Source organism: Chitinimonas sp. JJ19 (assembly GCF_036961565.1).
Classification (GTDB): Bacteria; Pseudomonadota; Gammaproteobacteria; order Burkholderiales; family Chitinimonadaceae; genus Chitinimonas.
This window is the reverse complement of record NZ_JBAMDD010000009.1, coordinates 1-22,086: the sequence shown is the minus strand read 5'-3', so window position 1 is coordinate 22,086 and position 22,086 is coordinate 1. Positions and strand designations below refer to the sequence as shown.

At 61.0% G+C, this 22,086-nt stretch carries 19 protein-coding genes; 2 read left to right on the top strand and 17 right to left on the bottom strand.

The features are described 5' to 3' along the window. Positions 1–2: 2 nt before the first annotated feature. The 16 genes from V7714_RS12510 to V7714_RS12435 form a co-directional block, all read right to left on the bottom strand. Entirely contained in the window at positions 3–776 is a 774-nt protein-coding gene (locus V7714_RS12510; RefSeq protein WP_335710028.1) for a DotU family type IV/VI secretion system protein, read from the bottom strand. Further along, positions 769–2,211 carry a type VI secretion system baseplate subunit TssK gene (tssK, locus tag V7714_RS12505; protein ID WP_335710027.1) on the bottom strand — a complete coding sequence of 481 codons (1,443 nt, stop codon included), beginning with the start codon at positions 2,209–2,211 and terminating at the stop codon, positions 769–771. Before tssK ends, V7714_RS12510 begins: the two co-directional genes overlap by 8 nt. Before the next feature lie 9 nt (positions 2,212–2,220). After that, entirely contained in the window at positions 2,221–2,673 is a 453-nt protein-coding gene (locus V7714_RS12500; protein WP_335710026.1) for a hypothetical protein, read from the bottom strand. 74 nt (positions 2,674–2,747) lie between these two features. Continuing rightward, positions 2,748–3,134: a DUF4150 domain-containing protein gene (locus tag V7714_RS12495; protein WP_284195992.1), complete on the bottom strand. Its 387-nt coding sequence runs from the start codon at positions 3,132–3,134 to the stop codon at positions 2,748–2,750. A gap of 10 nt (positions 3,135–3,144) precedes the next feature. Next, entirely contained in the window at positions 3,145–3,699 is a 555-nt protein-coding gene (locus V7714_RS12490) for a DUF3540 domain-containing protein (RefSeq protein WP_335710025.1), read from the bottom strand. After that, entirely contained in the window at positions 3,696–4,766 is a 1,071-nt protein-coding gene (locus V7714_RS12485) for a pentapeptide repeat-containing protein (protein WP_335710024.1), read from the bottom strand. Before V7714_RS12485 ends, V7714_RS12490 begins: the two co-directional genes overlap by 4 nt. After that, on the bottom strand, positions 4,763–7,438 hold the full coding sequence (locus tag V7714_RS12480; RefSeq protein WP_335710023.1) for a DUF2169 family type VI secretion system accessory protein: 2,676 nt from the start codon (positions 7,436–7,438) through the stop codon (positions 4,763–4,765). The genes V7714_RS12485 and V7714_RS12480 overlap by 4 nt, the downstream gene beginning before the upstream one ends. After that, the gene (locus tag V7714_RS12475; RefSeq protein ID WP_335710022.1) at positions 7,435–9,906 is read right to left on the bottom strand and encodes a contractile injection system protein, VgrG/Pvc8 family; all 2,472 of its coding nucleotides are present in this window, start codon (positions 9,904–9,906) and stop codon (positions 7,435–7,437) included. The genes V7714_RS12480 and V7714_RS12475 overlap by 4 nt, the downstream gene beginning before the upstream one ends. Next, positions 9,903–11,030, bottom strand: a complete 1,128-nt coding sequence (gene tssG, locus V7714_RS12470) for a type VI secretion system baseplate subunit TssG (protein ID WP_335710021.1) — start codon at positions 11,028–11,030, stop codon at positions 9,903–9,905. The genes V7714_RS12475 and tssG overlap by 4 nt, the downstream gene beginning before the upstream one ends. Continuing rightward, complete coding sequence (gene tssF / locus V7714_RS12465; RefSeq protein ID WP_335710020.1) at positions 10,994–12,805, bottom strand: type VI secretion system baseplate subunit TssF; 1,812 nt, start codon at positions 12,803–12,805, stop codon at positions 10,994–10,996. Before tssF ends, tssG begins: the two co-directional genes overlap by 37 nt. Before the next feature lie 203 nt (positions 12,806–13,008). Further along, on the bottom strand, positions 13,009–13,392 hold the full coding sequence (locus V7714_RS12460; RefSeq protein WP_335710019.1) for a hypothetical protein: 384 nt from the start codon (positions 13,390–13,392) through the stop codon (positions 13,009–13,011). Between the two features lie 16 nt (positions 13,393–13,408). Beyond that, positions 13,409–14,032 carry an Hcp family type VI secretion system effector gene (locus tag V7714_RS12455; protein ID WP_335710018.1) on the bottom strand — a complete coding sequence of 208 codons (624 nt, stop codon included), beginning with the start codon at positions 14,030–14,032 and terminating at the stop codon, positions 13,409–13,411. Positions 14,033–14,063: 31 nt separating this feature from the next. Beyond that, positions 14,064–16,106, bottom strand: a complete 2,043-nt coding sequence (gene tssC, locus V7714_RS12450) for a type VI secretion system contractile sheath large subunit (RefSeq protein ID WP_335710017.1) — start codon at positions 16,104–16,106, stop codon at positions 14,064–14,066. 549 nt (positions 16,107–16,655) lie between these two features. Further along, positions 16,656–17,408, bottom strand: coding sequence for an SIMPL domain-containing protein (locus V7714_RS12445; RefSeq protein ID WP_335710016.1), 753 nt, complete (start codon positions 17,406–17,408; stop codon positions 16,656–16,658). A gap of 201 nt (positions 17,409–17,609) precedes the next feature. Continuing rightward, on the bottom strand, positions 17,610–17,846 hold the full coding sequence (locus V7714_RS12440) for a hypothetical protein (RefSeq protein WP_335710015.1): 237 nt from the start codon (positions 17,844–17,846) through the stop codon (positions 17,610–17,612). A 106-nt stretch (positions 17,847–17,952) separates the two neighbouring features. Continuing rightward, on the bottom strand, positions 17,953–18,936 hold the full coding sequence (locus V7714_RS12435; RefSeq protein WP_335710014.1) for a sigma-54 interaction domain-containing protein: 984 nt from the start codon (positions 18,934–18,936) through the stop codon (positions 17,953–17,955). 403 nt (positions 18,937–19,339) lie between these two features. Here V7714_RS12435 and V7714_RS12430 point away from each other — a divergent pair, with 403 nt between their 5' ends. Continuing rightward, complete coding sequence (locus tag V7714_RS12430) at positions 19,340–19,567, top strand: hypothetical protein (protein WP_335710013.1); 228 nt, start codon at positions 19,340–19,342, stop codon at positions 19,565–19,567. A 102-nt stretch (positions 19,568–19,669) separates the two neighbouring features. Here V7714_RS12430 and V7714_RS12425 read toward each other — a convergent pair whose 3' ends face one another. Continuing rightward, entirely contained in the window at positions 19,670–21,337 is a 1,668-nt protein-coding gene (locus V7714_RS12425) for an alkaline phosphatase family protein (protein WP_335710012.1), read from the bottom strand. A 260-nt stretch (positions 21,338–21,597) separates the two neighbouring features. On the opposite strand from V7714_RS12425, the gene V7714_RS12420 reads away from it, so the two are divergent. Beyond that, positions 21,598–21,924, top strand: a complete 327-nt coding sequence (locus V7714_RS12420; RefSeq protein ID WP_335710011.1) for a hypothetical protein — start codon at positions 21,598–21,600, stop codon at positions 21,922–21,924. Positions 21,925–22,086 lie beyond the last annotated feature (162 nt).

The window sequence follows — 22,086 nt, the reverse complement described above, 5'->3', positions numbered from 1 at the left end:
CGCTAGCCCCCGCCCATATAGCTATCGAGCTTGGCCGTCAGGGGAACGAGCGTCTGCAGCCAGATGGCTGTGGAGACCACCAGGTAGATCAGCAGCGCAATGGCACCGGCTCGATACCAGGGCTTCATGGGGGCCAGCCGGTGATCATCCTTGACGATGAGCGTGTGCGAATAGGCTTGCGAGAACACCGGCTTGTCGGCTGAGACGAGTGGGCGCCGATCAGCGATGTAGCGCAGCAGCTTGCTGCGGTAGCTGGCCAAGGCTGCCTGGCCGTGCTGGCCCCTATACTCCCCTTTGAAACCCAACTGCAGGGTTAGCAGAAAGATGATGCCCAATTCCAGCTGGAGGCGGCCGCGTCCACGGGTATGCAGCAGATTGCCCAGCAGTTCGAAATAGGTCCGGCCGGCTTGCTGGCGACGGAACAGGGCGTATTCGATCAGGTTGGACAACCAGTGGGTATTGCCGGGCCAGTCCACCTCCAGAATGAACACCTCGTCACCCAGTCCCGCCATGACGAACTGGACGATGCGATAGGCGCGCAACTCGGCTTCTGGCGACGACACCGCCATTTCCCGCCCTTGCTGCAGCAAGCGCTGCGACAATCTGCCGCTGACCATGCTGGCGAGGTCTGCCGGGCTGGCATGGGCGGGCAGGTCGCCACCTAGCAGCAGCGGCAACCTGCCATGTGCGATGGCCTGCTTGATCACGGCCACATCTTCATAGAACTCGGTAAACCGGGCCAGTAGGGCGCCATCGGACCATGTGGTATCAGTCATCGTGCGCCACCTCATGGCTATCTACGGCGGCCTGGGGCTTGGACTGCTGCATGGACCGGGTCAGGTGCAGCACGATCTCGCGTGGCGATTGTCCTTCCATGGGCCCCTGCACCAGTAGGGGGCGGCCCTGGCGTATTACTGGCACCAGCTTGTCACCCACATCGATGGCCTTGTTGCTGATCTCGAACAGCAGCGCACCGTCCGAGACGTTCAGGCCACTGTACTGATTGGCCGGTAGTTGCCGCACGCTGGCGCCGGGCAGGCGGCGTTGCTCCAGCACAGGCATCAAGTCATCGCTGGCCACCCTGGCGTGCTGCATCCACTGCCGCAGGCTTGCCGGGCTCACCCCGTCGCTGCCGCGCACCTCAATCACCAGGGCATCCGGGCGTAGTTCCTCGGGTAGCGGTCGCATGAAGCTGGTGGGCGACAGGCGCTCGAATAGCATGGCCTCAAACGGGGCGTTCAAGAGCGCCAGGCGGGTTTCGATATAGCTCAGCAAGGTCAGCATGCCGGGCAGGAAATCCTCGTGCCTGTAGGCATCCAGCACGGGTGGCGTAGGGTTGGCACCCAGCGCGGCAATCTGGCCCGCCATGGCGGCAAGGCACATATAGATATCATGCGGGTGGCTGACGCCGGCGCGCAGCCTCAGTTCCAACAAAGGCAGCATGGAAGCCAGGTGGCGTGCGGCATAGAGCTGCTGCCGGCCATCCCGATCCAGCCTACCCACGTTGTCGGCCACCTCACGGCCACCTACCAGATCGCGAATCTTGCCGCGCATGGTTTCTGTCAAGGCATTCAGCCGCAGGCTTATCTGCCGTTCCTCCAGGAAGGTGGCGGCACAGAAACGCAGCAGGGGCGGGTGGTAAGGCCCGACATGGAAGTGGCCAACTGCATCGCGCACCACCTCCAGCAGAGGGAAGGATTCATACTTGGCAGGTATGCGTATACCGGGCAGCAATTGCAACCGTGGCCGCAGGCGGCCTACCTCCATACGATCCTCACCGGAGTTCTCGTCCACCTCCAGGCGCCCCGGTACGGCATTGAAGCGCTGGATGCGGCTGGTGACACTGGCTGCACCCTCTGCCCGTATGGGAATGCCGACAAAGACCCTGAGCGGTCCTTCGCTCCAACCCTCGATGGTCTTCAGATCCAGCGTCAGTGGCTGGCCATAGTCGTCGGTATGGTGACCTGGATACTGCACCGGCACGCCATCGGGCATCACGGCATGCAGGCGGGTGATACGGAGATTGCCGGTGGCCAGCGCGGCTTCGTCATAGGCCAAGTCCAGCAGCCCCCAGTAATAGGGCTGCAGGCAACCGGCTAGGTGGCGCAGCTGGTGCGACCAATAGATATCGTTCTGCTGCAGATGCTGGGGCGACAGCAGCATCCCTTCCGACCATTGCACTGCTTCGGGCATGAGAGTGGTGATATCCATGGCGCTTTCCTAGTTAAGCACGGTGAAGCGGTAATCATTGGCACGCAGGCGTAGCTCTGCAGCCTTGGTAAAAGTCAGGTCCAGCACATGCTGCCCATGGGACGACTGCATGTCGGCATAAGCCCTGACGGCCAATGCCTTGCCAGTTCTGTCAGGCAGGGGGACGGGGTCCAGCACATGGGCTGGTGGCAGCTCCAGCGCAACGACCTGCAGCGCCGTAGGCATGCCATCGAGCAGTGCCTGCTTCTGCGCAAACCACTCTGGTGCCGTCTTGGGCAGCGAACCGATGGCTGATTGCTCGAACACCAGGACGATATCCACGCGGGTCGCGCTGTTGCGATTGGCACCGATGTCCGACACCAGGCGTAAATCCCTGAGGTCGGCCTTGGGTGGCCCACCCAAACCTACCCAACCGGCCATGGTGCTCATGGCACCACAGCCCTGCAGAACCAGCGCTACCATCAGGGGCAAGCAGTGGGGCCATAAGCTGCTTGCCTGTTTGCGTGGGAAATAAGGTGACATATTCATGGCAGATATCAGCTCAGCAGGAGCACGCGCACCTGTGCAGGTGTCAATGACACGCCGATGGTGTTGGTGCTGTTCTGGATATTGAGTGTGGTCATCCGAGTGGCGAACACCGGCCCATGCATGACCTTGAAGCTACCCAGCACAGGACGGTCCGGCCCGGCCATGGTGCCGGATGCCACACCCAGCAAGACACCGGTAAAGTCACCTAGGCTCACCGTTCCCTGGGTCAGCAGGTTTTCGGCCAAGCCGCCACCGATCAGGAAATTGAAGATCGACGGAATATGCGTCACCGAGAAGGTGATGTTGGGATAAGGCACGGGCACCGCCAGCGGTGGCGTCAGGCAGACATCGGGGAAACCCAGATTCATCACCCCCAGATTGGTATTGGCAAACATGCAGCGCCTCCTAGCCCAGGCTGATGCGTTCGGCATCGGCACGGATATCTTCGTCCGCCGTTACCAGCGTCTGCCTGGCGTGCAAGCGGCCCAGGCCGCTTGCCGTCATCAGCCAGGTCTCGCAGCGCCCAACCACATGGCGTGCCGACTGCAGCAGACTGCCCAGCACGTTGAAGGTCAGGTCGCGGGCTGATAGCGTGAGCCGGCCCGCAGCGGTCAGATCGGCCTCGTCAGCCGTGATCAACGCCAGCCGCCGCTCGCCACATAGGGTCAGTTCGGGCGAAGCGATGGTCAGGCGCGGAATGCCCGCCACCTCAATGCTGGCTTCGCTGGCATCCATCCGCGACAAGACGTGCAGCACCCAGCGCTCGCCCCCGCTCGCCGCCAGGTAAAGCACACGGTCTCCCGACTGGGGCACCAGCAGGCAGGACAGCGCCGTACGGGCTGCGCAACCGTCATCCAGCAGAAGCCGGCCACCACCTAGCGATAATGCCACCACGGCTTCGCTGTAGCTGACCTGCTGCTGCATGACAGGCTCGGGGAGGGGACGTTTTGTCGTCATCATGCTGACTCCAGGCTCAACACAGGTTGTTCGGCCGCCAGCAATGCCTGGTCGGTCTGATACGCCAGCGCAGTGCGGGCGCCGGTAAAATCGCAGTCGTCGAATACCGCACCGTGCAACCTGGCCCGGTCAAAGCCGCAATGGCTGAAGTTGCTTTGGCGGCAGCGGGCGTGGTCAAACCGGCCGTAGTCGAAATGCACGCCATGCAAGTCGCAATCCGTCAGGCGTGCGTGATCCCATACCGACTGCGCCAATGCAGCACCGCTGAAGTCGCAGCCATTTAGTACGGCGCGGACAAACAGTGCCGACTGAAGCTGGCTGTCGGTAAACCGGCAAGCATTCAGCTGTGCTTCGAGAAAGAGTGCATGGCCGGCCTGTGCCTGCTTGAAACAGGCTTGATCGAGGCGGCTACCGTGGAAGTTGGTCGCGGTCAGGTCGGTGCCGCTGAAATCGGCGCCGCCAAAATCCACACCATCAAAATTGCAGCGCGGCAACGCCAAGCCCGCCAGCTTCTGGTTCAACAGGGTGCTGCCGATAAAGGCCACGGTGTCAGCCTGTAAGCCATCCAGCACGGCATCTGCCAGGTTCAAGCCGGTCAACGCGCATTGCAGCAGGCGTGCATCGGTCAAATCCAGTTGCGCGGTGGCGCTGCCGGCAAATGCACAACGCTCTAGCGCCACTGCCGCAAAACAGGCCTGCTGCAGGCCGCATTGCAACCAGTTGCTGACTTCCAGGTGGGCGCCCCGCCAATCACTGCCAGCCAAGGTGCATTTCACCCAGGCGGTATTGTTGGCGCTGGTGTCGCTCCACTGTGTGTGATCAAGCTGGCAATCAATAAAGGCGGCACCATCGAGCCTCGCACCGCGCAGATCGGCGCCGCGCAGATCACATTGCACCCAGCGGCTATTGGTCAGGTCGGCATCGCGCAGATCTGCTGCCGGCAAGCCGCAGCGGTGCCAGGTCAGTTCGACCAACTGGCTGCCGGCGGCAGACCATTGCGACGCAGCGGCATCCTGTACCGGCCTGCCCAGCCGTAACGCCCGGTCGATCACATCGCGCAAAGGGTTCATACCGCCTCCCTCTGCGCAGCAGTCGCCTTGAGCCTATGCTGCACACGCCGCCAACTGGCTGGGTCGAAATCCGCGTTGTCGAGACGGGCATCGGTGAAATCGGCATCGTCCAGAGTGGCCTGGCGCAGGCTGGCGCGGCGCAGGTCGGCGCCCCTGAAGCTGGCCTTGCGGCAGATGGACTGCAGCAGATTGGCTCCGCGCAGCTCGCAGTCGGCAAGGTCGGCATCCTGCAACAGGCAACGGGCCAGCAGGCTATCCACCAGGCAGGCTCGCTGAAAGCTGCCTGCTGCCAGGTCGCAATCGATCAGACGCACCTTGCGCAGACTGGCATCCTGCCAGTCGATACCGCGCCAACCGCTACCACTGCTGTATAGGCCATCCCCACGCAAACCCCGGGCACTGGCGCCCATGGCGGCGCAGCGCAACACCACCGCCTTGCGCCAGTCGCTGCCGTCCAGCCTGGCGTTGAGCAGCACCGTCTTTTCCAGGCGAGCTTCGCGGAAGTCGGTTTCACGCAGATCTGCCTTGAGCAGCAGACATTGCATCAAGCTAGCGCCTTGCCAGTCGCTGCCACCTGCACGTATATCCGTCAGCAAGGTACGAGCAATCACGGCCTTGGTCAGCTTGCAGCCTTGCAGCAGGGCCTCGTTCAGCTGCACGTCCTCCAGGACCGCACCCGTGAAATCGGCACCATGGAAATCTGCCTTGGGGGCCAGCACCTTGCGCAGGCTGGCGCCCGCCAAGTTGGCGCCTGCAGCATGGCAGGCCGCCATGCCGGCTTCGTCCAGCACGGCGCCACTCAGGTCGGCCTGCTCCAGATGGCTACCAACCAGGCTGGCGCCACGCAGATCGGCCTGGGCCAGATTGGCGCCCCGCAGATTGGCGGACTCGAAACACACCTGGCGCAGGTCTGCTCCACGAAAATCCATCCCCGCCAGATTGGCCCCGCGCAAATCCCGGCCGGCCAGCGCAACCCCGCCCTGGCGCCATAACCGTATCTGCTCACCCAGCCATTGCGCCAAATCGTCGTCTAGCGGTGGTTCGGCCGGTGCAGGCAGCAGGCGTCTGGCCTGGCGCTGCAGGGCGGGTAGCTGCCCCAGATCGGCAATCAGTTTGGCGCGCTCTTCGCTGGAAAGCGGTTTGCCCGCTTCGGCCGCCAGTTGCAAGGCGTGTTCCAGCTGTGCCACGTTGGCATCGTCACCGCCCACCAAGTCCCAGGCCGGCTGGGCTGCGCGGCGGTAGTGGCGCTCGCGCGTTTCTGCTGCATCCTGCGGTGGACGGGGCGGCATTCCAGCAACCTTTTCGGCTGCTTCAGCCAGTTTGGCCTCGCCATCTTGCCGGGCTTGCTGTGCCATCGCGGTGACACCAGACAACCAGGCGCCAAGGTCAACTTCTCCTTCATGCAGCGAGGGATAGTCAATATCCATGGGTGAGGCCGCGACCCTGGGCGGTACATAATCGGCCGGTGGCTTGGTGCCGATCTGCTGCCAGATATCTGCCATGTGGGCATCCAGCCGAGCCTGCTGTTTTTCCTGGCGTTCGGCTTGCCGCTGGGTGGCTGCGATCGCGCGCGCGGCCTGCACTTCTGCCGGCAGGGCAGGGGCCAGCTGCGCTTCGTTCATGGCATGCAATACGGCGGTGGCTTCATCGCTACGCAATTGCATCACTTCGGCGTAATGGGTGTGGGCCTTGCACGCTGCTAGCGCTTCATACCCCACCATGGTGGCATCGACATCCAAGCCATCAGGGTCGCTTACCGGCGTACTGCCGTGGTAGATACAGACGCCCAGCATGGCTTCTGGCAGCAGCCAGATGGTATCGAGCGACATGGCCACTTCGCGTATATCACCACTGGCTTTTTCCCGCACAAAGGCGCGGGCGGCGAAACCGGGCAGCTGGCCTTCTATCCTGGGCTGGCTCGGGTGCAGATTGTCCAGGCAGTAGTGCTCGTCGCCGCGCCACGGGCCGTCGTTCCATTGATCTGTTGGCGCTACCTGGAAGAAGCGGGCATCCATATCCCTGGCCAGGCCTGGTGCATCTTCCAGCAGCCATTGCTCATCGTAGCTACCCACCCACTGCGCCCGTGCAGGGAGGGTTTGCTCCAAGGGGCCCAGCAAGGCGGGCACTATTTTGCGCACATGGCTATCCACCGGCACCTGCGCCAGCTCGATATTGGGCATAGGCCCTTCGTTGGTACCTATCCAGCCTGCAAGGCGGTTGCCGGTATAGCCAGCACCCACAGGGTTGTCTACATGCTTGGGGCCGCCAAAGGCCTTCTCTGCCAGCAAGGGCATGCAAGTGAAGGGTTGTGGCTCGCTGATGCGGTACCAAGGCCCGTAGTACCAGCGCCTGTCACCCCAGACGCGCAACAGTTTCTCGACCTCGCCCAGGCGCATGCTGGCTATCAAGCTGCTTACGGGCTCACCGGCAGGTGCATAGGCGCTCCCTGCCAATAGCAACTCACCGTGAGGCTTGGGATGTACTTCATCCAGGGGCTTCCCGGGCGGCAATGCCTTTAGTAGCAAGGGCCATTGCTCGGCTTCGGGCAAAAAGCGAGGGGCTGCTTCACCCAGCCGGAAGAAACCCAAGGCGGCGACGGCCAGCCGGTGCACACCTTGTTGCCGCCAGGGGCGGGTGAGCAGACCCAGGCTAAGTGGCTTGATGGTCTTCATAGAATCATCTTCAAGGCAGAGATCAGCGAGATTTCCATGCCGCTGATGTCGTATTTCATGACCGGCATCTCGGATAGGAACAAGATGCCAGGCCCACTGACCCTGACCGTGGCGTTTTCGCCAACCATTTCAACGGCATTGCGTGCGCCCACGCTGGAGGCTTCGGTGGCGACTCCGGTCACGTTGACGCGCATGCTGGCGCCCGTTGCATTCAGCTCCATGCTGGCGCCTACAGCGCTATTGCTTGAGCTGGCACCCGTCAGGTGTATCTGCAGGCTGGCGCCGGTCAAGGTGTTCTGGTTGCTGGCCCCCGTGACGCTATTGCTATTGCTGATCCCTACGGCCTCATTGCTGTTGCTGATGCCGATGGCACTGCTGTTGCTGCGGATATCTATGGTCTCGGTGGATGTGCTGGTGGCATTGATGGTGGTCTTGTTGGTGACATTGCCGTTGTGTGTGTTTTCGGTGTAGGCCGTATCGTCTACGGTGGTGTAGCTCTCGGTCTTGTCATGGCGGGCACGGTTATAGCTGATGCCATAGTCCACGATATTGGACGATACCTTGCCGGTGCTACGCCCAAAGCTGGAGCCGAATGACTCGTCCACCCTCAGCAGATCGCTGGTCGGCCCATATGAGCCATAGGTCGCCGCCAGGTCTTGCGTGGCATCCGGCGCGGTCGACTCTGCCGTGGACAAGCCATAGTTGGCGCCCTGGCCATAGCTGGTTTCGCGGAACTTGCCGGTGGCGTAGGCCTTGGTCACCACATCGACTGCCTTGCTCAGGTCTGCTGTGGAGCTGGCGCCAAAGCTGATGTTCTGGCCGTCGCCGTAGCGTGTGCCATAGCTGCTACCCACATTGGTACTGGCGATCCAGGTGGAAGGCGTCACCGTGGTATTGCCACAGCTCGACACGATCTGCTGCAGTTCCGGTAGTTCGGATTCATCATTGGAGCGTCCGACTATGACCTGCGCACCTATCTCGGGCACGGTCTGCATATGTGCGGCCAGTTTGACCCAGCGACGGGTGCCGGCCGTGTCCGTGGCCAGGCAGACAAAGGCACCGACCGCCTGCAGTTCGGCCTGGTCTTCCGATTCCTTGTCGCTATAGCTGCTGCGACCCGGATCGAAGTCGCTTTTTTTGAGGAAGCGCCAGTCCGTAGGTGGGGTGACGCTTTCGGCATGGCCGACGACGATGGCCAGCACCGAGCCCTGCTGGGTATCCGCCAGCGAGAAAGCCGATACCAGGCCTTCGGCCTCGGTGGCCTCGAAGCGATTCTTGTAGCTGCCATCCAGGCTGGCCTCGTGCTCCACCTTGGTCAGCACGAACTGGCGCAGATTCAGGCTGGGTCGTACCGGCATGGGTGAGCCTTCCATGACGTCTTCGGTCATGGTGAAGCGAAAGCCCGCCCGGAACATCGGGCAAAAACTTTGGCCGCTAAGCTGGCTGGCACCGCTGCGGCTGGCCTGTTCAGTCAGGCTGGCAAAATGCTCTGCGGCAGAACGGCTGCTGCCATACTGGAAAATCTTGTGCTGCCGGAACACCCGCCCGGCATCCGACGCATCGGGCTTGGCGGCGTTGAAGCCATAGATGCCGGCGCAGCCGTCCACCTGCCATGCCTCGTCCTGACGGGTGAATACAGTATGTACAGCGCTGATCTGCAGACTTTGCTGATAGCGGTAGTCGCCAATCACATCAAACTGTGACAGGCCACCCTCGGTATCATCGGTAAAGGTGTAACGCAGCTTGCGGCCAGGCAGTGCCTCGGGGTATTCCGGTCGGTTGGCCAGAACCAGCGTGTGGCTGCGTGCGGTGTGCTTGAAATAGAAGTAGAGATGCGCCTTGCCCATGAGGCGGCGCAGGAAGTCGTAATCCGACTCGCCTACCTGCAGCCAGTCCTGGGTACGTGCCAGAGCAATGCCGCCGACGGCGCTGACATCGACATCGATATGGTGATAGCCCAGTACCGCCAGCAAGGTATCGCTGATATTGCTGTCCTGGTACAGGGTGTAGCGATTGGCCAGGGTCAGCAGCCATAGGGCGGGGCGCACGGTCAGTTGGTATATGCCGGGCGCACTCATGGCGAAGGCGGCTACGATGCCGTTGAACAGGGCCAACCCATCGCTTGAGCCCCCGGCTATCGCCTTGGCAAAACGCTCGCTGGAGGCTTCGATGGCTGTCGGATCTTCAACCTGCTCGGGCATGGGCAGCCCGACACCGAAGGTAACCGCCTTGCCTATCAGTTGGTCAAAGCGCAGCTCGCGCCCTGGCTTGCCGCTATTGCCACGCAATTCCAGCTGGTATTCAAAGGGCTCGGACACCTGGTCCTGCCCGGTGAAGCTGACCAGGCGGAATGTCTCGTCGCCGATGATGTCCTGGCTATCCAGGAATATGGCGCAATGCAGGTACAGGGCTGTGTGCTCGACACTGCCTACATCGGTGATGCCGATGCGGTCTTCTGGCGCATTCATGCGGCACCTCCTGCAGCAGAAAAGGCACGAACCAGGCAGCGTGCCTGGTGCTGGCTTCGATCACCACCTGCCAGCCAAGCTGTCTGCCCCAGTCGCATGCCCCAATAGCCTTCGCCAGTCGGGCCTGGTTGCCAGGCTTGCCGGGTGAGGCGTGAAGGTACGGCCTGCGTACTCTCAAGGCGCAGGCAAACCAGCGCATCCTGCCGACGCGCCAGCAGAAAACGTATCAACTCGGCCAACTGGCGGTGACGATAACCATGGCCGGTACGCCGCCGGGATACCAGCAGGGCGTGGCGTGGCGCCTCTACCCGTTGATAGACAAGTCCGCGACAGGCGCGGCCATTGGGCAGTAGCTTGCAGGCTGCGGCATAGGGCAGGGGGCCAATCTCCAGTGCAATCCGCGCCGCAGGCAGCCAGGCGCGATCACCGAGGCGAGTCGTTTGCCCCAGTGCAAAGGCGCGGCGACCCAGCAGGGTCTGGTCTTCTTCCGGCCGGGTTCGCCAGGCGCCTTGCAAGGGAATCAGATGAACCGGTGCGCCGAGATAGCGCGACAGCACCCGCGTCAGTACCGGCGTGCTGCGACGCGGGTCGGCCAGCAGGCCGGCCATGCTGAGCCACGCCCGCTGGGGCAATACCATCTGCTCAGCCAGGCCGGGCGCTGCCATGCCCATGATGGCGGCCAGCATGCGGGCGTGCGGGGTGTCTTGCGGTGCCTGCAGGTTGAGCCCCATGCGATAGGTGGCCTTCAGCCTGTAGCGCAGGCTGTTGATGCGCTGATTGAACAGGTCCAGAAAGCGAGCCATGATCTCATCGCCATTGCGGATGCGTTCCAGCATCTGCTCCACCAGCCGCTCCGGCAGGGGGCCGGCATACCCCGCCAGGACGTAGTTACCCGTCTGCAGCAAGGTGCGGCCATCTGCCATGGTGTCGATCTGGCGTACCTCATGGCCCGGAAACGCGGCGCCCAGATTGGCCTGGAAGGCCAGATGCCTATCCATCAGCTCGGGTTGCGCGCCCCGCTCGGCAAGTAGCAGCCGCACCAGTTGGTAGAAGTCGAAGCGACTCGCCTCGCTGCGTACCGACTCGCTCAGAGGACGACTTGTTCGCCAGCCATGGGTGGCCATTTTTTCAGCTTTCCTTTGACGTCATGGGTTTCCAGGCTCAACTCCGTCAGCATATTGACGCTGGCGAACAGGGCGAAGAAGCGGCGTAGTACGGCGGCAAACAGCACTGGGCTACAGCCTTCGAAGCGCTGCCTGTCTATCTTGATGGTGATATGCAAGCCTTCGACCATATGGCGATAACCACCCCGGTTGACGGCGCGGACTATGGGCTCGGTGCTCAGCCCGCTCAGGCTGTCTATCTGCTTGGCACCAAGCAGGGTGGCTCGCCCCAGGTGCAGCCGCAGCATGCTCTTGAGTGCGCCCAGCCCCTGGGCATTGCCTGTCAGCGGCAGGTGGTTGAGCAGCAGTTGCGAGATCAGCGCCCAGGGCTGCTTGCCCAGCAGCACCGGTGACTGATGCGGCGTGGGCTTGGATGCCACCTGGGCTGCCTTGACCGGCCCCGATCCTTCCAGGGTGAGCTTGTCCCCGGCACAGAGTTGCTCGGCCAGCCGACGATTGGTGCACAGCGCACGTCCACCTATGGTCTCGTCACTGGGACGCTGCAGGTCAAAGCTCATGTCCAGAAAAGACACATAGGTTTCGGTGCCCGGTACGCTACGAACCGTGCTTTCATCGCGGCGGGTAACGTAGAAGTAATCCTGTTGCTCCAGCCGGTCGAAGCCATCCAGGGCGAAGTAGGGCGACAAGGGCCTGGGCGGCTCGCCGGGCCTGATGGCTGTCAGGGTTTCGATGCGGTAGATCTCGGTGTGGCGGTGCTGAGCCAGGTCGGCACTGAGTCGATACTCATAGCGGGAGTGGTCCAGCGCCAAAGGCTCGATACGCTGGGGGAACAGATTGACCAGCGGCGCGCAATTCAGGCGCAATGAGCGGGGGCCAGGGTCCAGGCTCTTGTCTACTGTGCTTTTGAGCAGCAACAGCAGCTCCGCCTCCTGGCCGGCACCGGCAAAGTCCAGTCCACTCAGTTCAAAGAACAGGAATTTCTCGGGGAAGGCGAAGTATTCCTGCACCAGGCGGTAGCCGGGGTGCGTAACCATATCGGTCGCCACGGCGGCTTCGCTGTCGTCAAAGCCCAGCCAGCGCAGGGCGTCAGCCCCCTGCCGGCGCAATTGCTGGCTGCCATCCAGGGTGGCGATCCCGGCAAGCTGCAGGCTGAGCAGCTCATACAGGCGCCAGCAGGCTGGGTTTTCGATATCGAGATAGAACCGCAACTTCGACAGCGCCAGGGCTGCCAGCGGATGCTGCCCTGTTGCGCGCAACCGCAGTTTCAAGACCGAATGCACGGCAGGATCGTTACTGAGGCCGTCGAACGCCGTGGTGGATATCTGCCTGACCTCGACGATCTCAAGCGGCACCAGGGGGATGTCGAAACAGGCGCTCAGGCGACAGCGCACATGGCGTCCCGCCTCGTCACGCGCCAGCGCATGAAACTCGCGGCCGCGCTCCAGTCGCACTGCCTGGGCATAGTTGGCATCTGGCCTGGGTGTCAGTTCGGCCACCAGCAGGCTGGGTATGGGCGCTTCCAGGTGAGGGTAGAGCTGTGCCATCAGCGCATTGGGCAGCTGGCTGGCATCGCGATCCAGCTGGTGGCGCAGCCGGCCGGCCAGGAAGGCGAAGGACTGCATCAGCAATTCGACATGCGGGTCGCCCGACCTGCCTTGGCCCAGGGCCAGGGCCTGCGCGGTTGCCGGGTAGTCCTGGCCAAAGGTCACCGCCTGCTCGCGCAGCTGACCCAATTCGGACTCGAAGTAGTCGCGGAAGCTGAGGTTGCGTTCCATCACGCCGCTCCTTGTCCGCACAAACCCGTGCTCGGCCGGGTCAGCGGCTGTGCATTGGCAGGCAAGATCAGTGCAGGTGTCATGGCACGCATCCAGACTATGAGTTGAAATCAGTCGTTCTTGCCGGCACGGTTTCGCGCAGGCGATCCATCACGTCATCCCGGCGGCAGGGGGAGTGCTGCCCCCCGGCGCTGGCAGCTTGGCTAGCCACCACCATCGCGTTCAAACCGCAGTTCGGGGCCCTCCGGCAGATCGCGCAGCATGGCGGTTACGCCGATACGGAACGGGTGCCGTGCTTGCTTGGTGGGCAGCAGCTCTACCTTCACCCCAATCAGCCGGGGTTCATGCAGTTCTATCAACTTGCGCAGACGTTCGGCGTAGTGCTGCATCAGGGGGCCACCCGCAGGCAGGGACAGCGGGTCGGGCATGCTGATATCCAGCAAGCCCGTCCCTTGCTGCTCCGCCAGCCATTCACGGCAACCCACCAGCCAATCGAGCTGGTACAGAATGGCCTTGCGCAGCGCCTCTTCGCCATGAGCTGCCAAGCTGTCGGGCCGAGCCACCAGTTTGTCGAAGAGGAACTGCACGGCGCGCACCCAGTACCTACGGCGTGAATTCGCCAATGGGGCGATTGCGCGCCAGACTCCACCCTGCGGGCACCACACCGGCCGTCTTGGTGTCGGCCAATTGGACGGTGTATTTCCACAGTATTTCGGTGAAGTTGAGCTTGAACTGCTCGGTGGGCATGTCATCCGGATTCGACTGGAACTGGATTTCGCTGATCATGGCGTCACGCAATGCCATGGTCAGTATGTTGGCCGTCTTGTCGCCTGAGTTACGGCAGATGTAGATCATCGTCGGCTGATCCTTGCCTGCGCCCAGGGGTTTGGCGCGCAGGCAGAGATCGAAGAACTTGACCGACAGCTTGTCGACGTACTTGACGCAGGTGAACTCGGTGATGATGGGGCGGCCCGAGGTACGTGCAGAGTTGGAGACGTCCGTCGTCATCTGCTGCTTCATGCCCTGGTGTACTGATACCAACTCGATACAGGCCGTACCATCAAATGGGATATTGGGGGTGCCGCCAAAGGTTTGTACCGTAGCGTCACCGCCCGTCCCCCAGTCAGTGGTATTGATCAGGCTGCCACCCTTGTCCCAACTGTTAAGCCCGCCGTCACCGGCGGTGAAGAGCGTCTTGTCGCCCGGTTGCAAGAGAATCAGATCCATCGTGCTTTCCTTTCAGCATTCGTTCGGGCGATTAGGCGGGTAGCTCGGCCACCAGGCGGATCGAGGTGGTCAACTCCTCAAGCTGGAAGTGCGGACGCAGGAAGAGCGTGGCGCGATAGCTGCCCGGCGAGCCTGGCACCTCGGTCACGCTGATCTTGGCGGCACTGAGCGGGTAGGCAGCCTTGACCGCCTGGGCGGCGCTTTCGTCCAGCAACACGTACTGGCTGACCCAGGTATTGAGGAAGGCTTCGACATTGCCCCGCGTGAGGAAGCTGCCCACCTTCTCCCGCATGATGACCTTGACGTAATGAGCGAAGCGCGAGGCTGCCAGGATGTATGGCAACATGGCCGATATCTGCGCATTGCTATTGGCAAGGTCCGAGAGATAGAGCTTGGGCTGATTGGTGGACTGACCACCAAAGAACGCCGCCTTGGCAGAACCCTTGCAATGGCATATCGCCATAAAGCCGAGGTCGTTCAGTTCTTTCTCGCGCCGGTCGGTGATCGCCACTTGGGTCGGGCAGATCATCTCCACGTCGCCGTCATCGCTGGAATAGGTGTAGACCGGCAAGCCCTCAACCAAGCCGCCGCCTTCCACCCCGCGTATTGCCGCTGTCCAGCCATAGATGGCAAAGGCATTGGTAATGCGCTCGGCCAGCACAAAGGCCGGATTGCCCCACAGGAACTTGGCCGAATCGGGCATCTTGACGGCTGCAGCGGGATCACGGCTGACGTCTTCCTGATAGTTGACGCCTTCGCAGGGTAGGGTGTCCGGCCCATAAGGCAGGCGTATCAGCACGCGTGGCAGTGTCAGGGTGACATAGCGGGAGTCTTCGCTTTGCCGGAATGCGCGCCAGTTAATGAGTTCGACGCTTTCGAATATCTTTTGCAGATCGCGGGGCTTGGCCAGGTTCTCGAAACTTTCGAGATCGAACAGCTTGGCGTAGGCTGCTGCGATAAAGGGGGCGTGGCCTGCAGCGGCGACCTCGGCGAGCTTGGCCAGCAAGGTCATATCATTGGGGTGGCGACCAAACTCGTAGTCGCCCACCAGCATGCTGTAGGGCGCGCCACCGTAAGTGCCGTATTCGGCTTCATAGATTTTCTTGAACAGGCCGCTCTGATCAAACTCCACGGCCTTGGTCAGGTCATCCAGCAGGTCCTTCTTGGACGCATTCAGCACGCGCAGCTTGAGCATGGCGCCGGTTTCTGTGCGCGACACAAGATAGAACAAGCCGCGCCAGGTGGCTTCCAGGCGCTGGAAATTCTCGGCATGCATGATGGCATCGAGCTGCAGGCCCAATGCGTGGTCCACTTCTGCCACCCGGTCATCAATCAGCGCGGCAGAGCCCGTCAATGGTGCAGTGCCTTTTTTCTCGGCACGGGCGGTGGCATCTGCCAGCAAGGTATCCAGCCTGGCCACAACATCGACAGCAAACTGGCCCATCAATTCCAGCAAGGTTGCGGTGGCATCCGCATCCAGCGCCAAGCCGCCAGGGCCGATCAGCTCCGCCAGCTTGCCTGTCGGGGTCACTTTCGCCCAATCGGCCGGCTTGGCTGTGGCACTGAACAGGCCAACTAGCTCAGTTCTGGCCGCTTTGCCGTCGTCGCTATCCGCAACGACCAGGTCCAGATAACGTGCCAGCTTGTCGGCGATCTCGGCTTTGGACTGCAGGAAGCGTATGCGGGCGCGCCCTTCATACAGCGTGCGCATGTCATCAACCTGGTGTATCACCTTCACCGGAGTGAAGTCTTCCATATTGTTGAAAGACAGGGTGCCGGACAGCTTGGCATCGGCAGGGGCGCCGGGCAGCAGATTAGGTATCTTGCCTATGCCCAGCTTGGGGCCAATGCTCTCCATGACCTTGTTGAAATTATCGCGATCAATCTCTGTGAGCTTGCGATCCTTGAGCGGGGGTAAGGGCTCGGCAAGAAAGTCGCCATTGAGCTCTGACAGGATGCCAACGATGAACGGCAGTTCCTTTTTCTCCAAGGCGCCACCGGTCTCTACATCGTATGTGATGCGCACCCGCGGCGGGCGGACCCGCAATAGTTTGTCTTGAACACTTCCCAACATGGTTTGTCTGCTCCCTTTCTGAAGATCCGAACCGATCCGACGCAAGCAGCCATGGGGCAGATGGCAGTTCCATGCCATCGTTGCTGCGCCAATACCTAACGCGGTCCGCTTGATGTAGCCAAGGGTGCGAACCTCGCCGTGTAAGCGCCAGGGCAAGCCTTTGCGCTTGTGGGAGGCCTCTATATACAAGTCCCATGCCAGCAGCGCTGGTCCTGTATTTATTTGATTTAAAAGCGTATTTTTTTAAGCTGCGCGTAGCGCGGGTAATAGTCCACCCGCGATACCCAAGGGCTGGGGGCAGCAAATGCAGGCGGGGCTTGGCCTGGATGCGCGGGTTGCATATGACCCGCCATGGGATCAAATCAGCCCGTGCACAAGAAACAGGGCGCAACTACCCTGCGGTGGTCAAAGTCTGGCTGCGTGGTAACAGAAGGAGGAGGGGAGTCGCCAGCGTGGTTGGCGTGAATGATGGCACTGAAGCTGAAGCCGCCGACACAGGCGGGGCAAGGGCCGGCAGTAGCGGCGGCCCTTGCATGGCGGTGCTGCTGGCTATTGCTTGATGCCGTATTGCACGGTCACCACCACGCGCGCCAGCTTGTCTATGGTCGATTTGTCGTAAGCACCGCCATAGTCATCATCGCTGCCACCACCTTGTGCAGGCAGAATGTAAAAGGAGCCCTGTGTGGCAGATTTCATGGCGCCTACTGTCGCGTCCCCCGTCTTGGCAAACTCGGTGGCCCGGTCGCGGGCGTTGCGGGTGGCGCTGGCAATCAGCGACATCTTCACTTCTTCCAGCTTGCTGACCAGGAACTCCGGGTCGCTAACCGAAACCGGCAAGCCGCTTTCCTGCAGCATCACAATCTGGCCAGCAGCCTTCTCTACTGACTTCACGTCGTTGCTGCTCAAGAGCACCGTTTGCTCGGTGACATAGCCTTCCACCTCGGCGGTTTGCTGCTCTTTTTCATTGCGCTTGTAGACGACTTGATAAGTTTGCCGGCCACTGCTCAGCTGCGTGTCCTTGAAGCCCTGTTCCTTGAAAAAAGCCAGCAGCTTGGGCTGATTGGCGCGCAAGTCAGCAAAAGCGTCCGGCAGCGTCCTCGCTTGGCCGCGCACCACCACGGCCCAGCGGGCATGATCGGCCTGCACGGTTTTCTCAGCCAGCCCTTTGACGGTGATTGATTGCTTATCGCCAGCAACGCGATCAAGCGCATAGCTCAATATGCCGGCTGACAAAACCAGGCCTACGGCAATGCTGACGCCAAGGGCAAGTCCGCCACTGGCGGGACGTTCGGATAATGACACAGGGTGCTCCTCAAGCAAGATAATAGGTATGGGCGGCACCGCGCTGCTGCGTGCTTGCCATGGACGTCCATGGTGGGCGCACTCAGCCACTTCCAGGCAGAAGCGGCCGCCGTAACGAATTATGCCGTCGGAATGATCGATTGAGCATTGGGCAATATTTGACTTGCCAGGGCGCAATGCAGGGGAGTGCGGGAAGGGCGTCTAAGTGCGTCGCGCAAGGCGCCAGACCAAGCGGCCGGCGATCTGTATGCTTTCGAGCTGGCCCGATGCCTCAAGCATGCGCAATGCCTTTTCGGTCAGCATGGGCGGTGCCTCTTGATCACCCCACTCCACCCACCAGCGGTGTATGCCTTCCAGGGTGTCTGCGCTTTGTGGCCGTATGCCCAGGTAGCGCATGACCGAAGCCGCAATGGCCTCGATGCGTTCGTTATCGGTCATTCCTATTGTTCCGCTCTAGGCGCGGTGGAGCGTACCAACCGGCTACCGTATGACGTTTGTCCCCGGCGCCAAGACATAGGCTAACCCAGGGCTGATACACCATGTATCAGTTCAGCGCAAAATCGCCAAAATCGGCCTCGATTGTATACTTTTTAACCAGCTTGCCGAAGGCACTTCTGTCCTTGCCGGCCAGCTTGGCAGCATCCGTAATCTTGCCGCCAGCCTGCGCCAAAAGCTCGGCCACATAGCGTCGCTCGAATTCGGCAATGGCTTGGGCCTTGGCATCTTTAAAGCTGCGGGCACAGACATCATCGCGCGTTGCAATAGCCAGGCGTTGGCGGGTTTCTTCGCAGCGCAACTCATCGCCATCACTCATCAGAAACTCGCGATGTATGACATTCTCCAGTTCGCGCACATTGCCAGGCCAACTGTATTGCTCAATAAACGCAATGGCTTCAGGGTGTAGCGTGCGCCCAGCGGTGCGGTACTGATGTCCGAGCCGGGTGATGAAGGTGTTCGCCAGCTCCAGCGCGTCGCCATGGCGTTCACGCAATGGCGGCAGTGTGACGCAGAGTACGTTCAGGCGGTACAGCAAATCCTGGCGAAAGCGCTGCTGCTGCACCAGTATGTCCAGATCGGCATTGCTGGCCACCAGCACTCTGACATTGGCTTGGCTGTAACCCTTGCCGCCAACACGCCGATACGATTTATCCTGCAAGAACCGTAGCAGCGCGCCCTGCGCCTTTGCTGTCAGGGTGTCAATCTCATCGAGAAAAAGCGTACCGCCTTCCGCTTCCCCTACCAGGCCCTGGCTGGATTGCTTGGCGTCGGTAAAGGCGCCGCGTTCATGGCCAAATAACTCACTTTCAAACAAGGTGTCAGAAAGTGCGCCGCAATTGACCGGAATAAAGGGCTGGTCGCTGCGAGGCCCCAGATAGTGCAACGCACGGGCGGCCAATTCCTTGCCGGTGCCGCTTTCGCCGCCTATCAGGACTGTCGCATCTACGGGTGCCAAGCGATGAATAGTCTTTAGAGCATGCTGAAAAGCCGGCGAACTGCCGACCAGATTGAGCCTAGACGAAGATTGCACGCATTCCTCCTGATTCCCTGTTCCCGCTCTTGCAGGTTTGTCGATTTGCGCAGGGTCATCAAAACCAGATGGCAGGCTCATGCGCGTAGGACTTTGCAACCGTTAAAGGACAAATAAACGGTGCTGTCAAACCGGATTTGAAAAAATACGGGTAATCGCGCACGGGCATCGCCTCAAGGTGCTGCAAATTTACACCTTGGCTGCGTAGCAAGCAGATGACTTGATGCGTTTGCCCTTGTGGCGCCGGGCAACTAAGGTAAACACGCCCTGTCGCGGCATCCCCAGGATATCTCTGCTTGGGTATGGATCATCAAGCGAAGGCAAAAGAACCCCATCAGGCGGCGCCTATATCGCAATGGCGTGCGGGGCGGGGCTAATTGATCGATGTAGGAGGAACGGGTGTATGAATAGGAAAAAAGGCGGTTTCCCGGAAATATCCAACCCCAATCGTGGGGTCAAGGCGCCTACAGGCAAGAAAGGCCCCGAACTGGGGCTGGCCAAACAACAGCAGCACCACAACCGGCCCGAGTACGCCCAGCAGACGCAGCTGCAATCCGGCTTCATCATGCAAGGCATAGATCGCAAGGAGGCCAAGCGCATGGCCAAAGCCAAGATCAAAGAAGAGCAATAAGGGCCACGCAACGCAGCGGGGTATGGTGGGCCACCTGCAAGGTAGGCCCACACCTGAGCTGCAGCGGTTGATCAGCGTGCCAATCAACCACTGCAGCGCCCCTTACTTGGCTTGGAACTTCAGCGTATACGCCTTGCCATCCGTCTTGTGGGTCTGCTTGATGCCCATGGCCTTCAGCACTGTCGGCAGGATGTCTGCCGAACGGAAGCCGGTTACCGGCTTTTCACGCTTGATGTGCGCAGACCAGGCAAACATGGGGATGCGCTGCTCTTCTTCGCCTATCCCGCCGTGATCACCGCTCACCGAGTAGGTCGTGCCGCCGCCGAGTATGCCGACCACGTCCGCACTGCCTTCCGCCGCCATGGTGTCCATCAACTCCTGACCATGGCGTTGCCACCATTGATGCTCACGCTTGGTCATGCGGCTGGCTGTTTTGGTGGCGGTATCCAGCTTGTAGCGGCCACCATCACGCCAGTAAGTAGCTACCACGCCCGGCAAGCTGCGCATGACCTTGGCCATCTCACGCTTCTTGGCGGGGCTGGTGTCCTTCAGCCAGGTGTTGACGGTGGTCGATTGATAGCTGAATGCCACATTGCCGGTATCGACCAGCGGCTTGATGGCCGGAATCGGCTTGTCGAAACCGCTACCGTTGACCACGTCGCCGAAGTACCAGTTGTTGTCGCTCACGCCCGCCGCCTTGGAGCCATGGAAGTTACCCCAGCCGGCCACTGCGCCGTGATCCGCAGTCACCACGATCAAGGTTTCTTCGAGTTGCCCCAGCGCCTTGAGCTTATCCAGCAGCCGGCCCATCTGCTCATCGGCGAACTTGGCGACAACAGGCAGTTGAGTCTGCGCGGCAGGGCCGTCCAAAATGGTGGCCGGCTTGCCCGGGCCCCACATATGGCCGGATTTGTCTATCCCGCCAAAAGTCACCAGCATGCCGCTCCAGTTCTCTTTTTCGGCCATGGCGATGGCGACATCGGCCACCCAGGCGTCGCCGCCCAAGTGAGCGGGATCGTTGCCGGGCACGAAGCGATTGCCATCCAGCGGGTAGAGCCAGCTGGGGGCGGCCGCCTTGGTGCCGTAATCGTTATTCTTGTCCGAGTTCACGTAGAAGCGGCCACAGCGAGGCTCGCTGAGGTAGGTCGGCACATTGACGCCAGCCGGTCCGCGCCATTGCCCGCCAAGATTGTCGCAGCCGGTCTCCTTGCTGAGATCCTTCATGCGGTCGGAAAAGCGCACCGCAATGTCAGCCGAGGGCGCAGCGATGGCTTCGACCGCGTAATCCTTCTCACCGACAACCACAAACTTGCTGCCTGGCTGGGCTGCATGTAGATAGTCTGCCAGCTTGGGGTAGCCGGCATGCTTCACCAGAATATTGAACTGCTCGCGGGTAAACGAGCCGGTCGTCCACATGGCGTTCTTGCCCTTGCCAAGCAGGTTCTCACTGTCGCGGAATACCTCATCAGCCCAGCCCATGTTCTTGGGGAACTGACCGCTGACCATCACGTTATGACTGACTACCGTCTCGGAGGCAGCGTGACCAAGGTAGCCCTGTGCAAAGTGCACCCCACCATCGCGCAGCTGCCTTAGGTTGTCCATGTCGAATTGATCAACATATTCCGGCTTCATTTGATCGAACACCGCAATCAGCACTCGCTTGGGCTTCCAGTCCGGCTTGCTTGCGGCAACATCCGTCGCGGCAGAGGCGGTCAGGCTGCTGAAGCCAACGGCACAGGCAGCCAGGCTGCCAAATAGGGGGCGTAACATGGATATTCCTCTCTGATGATTATGGTGGGCGTGTTGCCAGCCGGCATTCCGGCGCCGCTGCCTACCCAGGCAAGCAGCAACCAGTATTGACCAAGAGTTGCCATGCGGCACTGCCGCTTAACAAGGGCGTGCCTGCGAGGTAGCTACTCCGCCCTGAATCTTAACCGCCTTGCCCGGTTGGCAAGGCGTTCTGGTTGAATAAATTTTTCGTGACTGTCACATAATTATTATAAAATGTGACAGTCACATATGGAGTGCGTATGGCCAAACAAGCCGAAGACAGGATGACCATGGAGCTGCCGCTGGATGGCAAAGCCAAGGCAAAGGTAGGCCGCAAGCCCATAGGTAGCAAGGCCATGACGGCGGCTGAGCGCAAGCGGCGATCACGCCAGAATTCCGCCACCCGGTCGGTCGACTTCGATAAGTGGCTACTGGCCTACCTGAAGCCATTGGCCGAATCAAGAAATGTGACTGTCACTCAATTGGTGTATTTGATGGCCAGCGGGCTTAAATCCGGCCGCTTCAGCATTGAGCCCTCAGAGGCGGAGATCAAGAACATCAGGGAGATGTTCAAGTCGGGTCTGTGAGGTGTATCGCTCATACGCTTGGCGCTGCTAACAAAACCCAGCGTAACGGTTCTGGCTAGGGCGCGTGCACAAAGTACGTGGGTACGGCAAGCTTGCACAGCAATGCCAGAAGGGTTTTGTTGGTGGCTCTTGAGCAGGATAGGTCGCCCGCAGTCCTGCTGT

Excerpts from the sequence above, each read along its gene's own strand:
- V7714_RS12490 (WP_335710025.1), bottom strand. The coding sequence starts at position 3,699 with ATGATGACGACAAAACGTCCCCTCCCCGAGCCTGTCATGCAGCAGCAG.
- V7714_RS12500 (WP_335710026.1), bottom strand. The coding sequence starts at position 2,673 with ATGGTAGCGCTGGTTCTGCAGGGCTGTGGTGCCATGAGCACCATGGCC.
- V7714_RS12440 (WP_335710015.1), bottom strand. The coding sequence starts at position 17,846 with ATGACCGATAACGAACGCATCGAGGCCATTGCGGCTTCGGTCATGCGC.
- tssK (WP_335710027.1), bottom strand. The coding sequence starts at position 2,211 with ATGGATATCACCACTCTCATGCCCGAAGCAGTGCAATGGTCGGAAGGG.
- V7714_RS12510 (WP_335710028.1), bottom strand. The coding sequence starts at position 776 with ATGACTGATACCACATGGTCCGATGGCGCCCTACTGGCCCGGTTTACC.
- tssG (WP_335710021.1), bottom strand. The coding sequence starts at position 11,030 with ATGGCCACCCATGGCTGGCGAACAAGTCGTCCTCTGAGCGAGTCGGTA.
- tssC (WP_335710017.1), bottom strand. The coding sequence starts at position 16,106 with ATGTTGGGAAGTGTTCAAGACAAACTATTGCGGGTCCGCCCGCCGCGG.
- V7714_RS12480 (WP_335710023.1), bottom strand. The coding sequence starts at position 7,438 with ATGAAGACCATCAAGCCACTTAGCCTGGGTCTGCTCACCCGCCCCTGG.
- V7714_RS12420 (WP_335710011.1), top strand. The coding sequence starts at position 21,598 with ATGGCCAAACAAGCCGAAGACAGGATGACCATGGAGCTGCCGCTGGAT.
- V7714_RS12425 (WP_335710012.1), bottom strand. The coding sequence starts at position 21,337 with ATGTTACGCCCCCTATTTGGCAGCCTGGCTGCCTGTGCCGTTGGCTTC.
- tssF (WP_335710020.1), bottom strand. The coding sequence starts at position 12,805 with ATGGAACGCAACCTCAGCTTCCGCGACTACTTCGAGTCCGAATTGGGT.
- V7714_RS12430 (WP_335710013.1), top strand. The coding sequence starts at position 19,340 with ATGAATAGGAAAAAAGGCGGTTTCCCGGAAATATCCAACCCCAATCGT.
- V7714_RS12495 (WP_284195992.1), bottom strand. The coding sequence starts at position 3,134 with ATGTTTGCCAATACCAATCTGGGGGTGATGAATCTGGGTTTCCCCGAT.
- V7714_RS12455 (WP_335710018.1), bottom strand. The coding sequence starts at position 14,032 with ATGGATCTGATTCTCTTGCAACCGGGCGACAAGACGCTCTTCACCGCC.
- V7714_RS12475 (WP_335710022.1), bottom strand. The coding sequence starts at position 9,906 with ATGAATGCGCCAGAAGACCGCATCGGCATCACCGATGTAGGCAGTGTC.
- V7714_RS12485 (WP_335710024.1), bottom strand. The coding sequence starts at position 4,766 with ATGAACCCTTTGCGCGATGTGATCGACCGGGCGTTACGGCTGGGCAGG.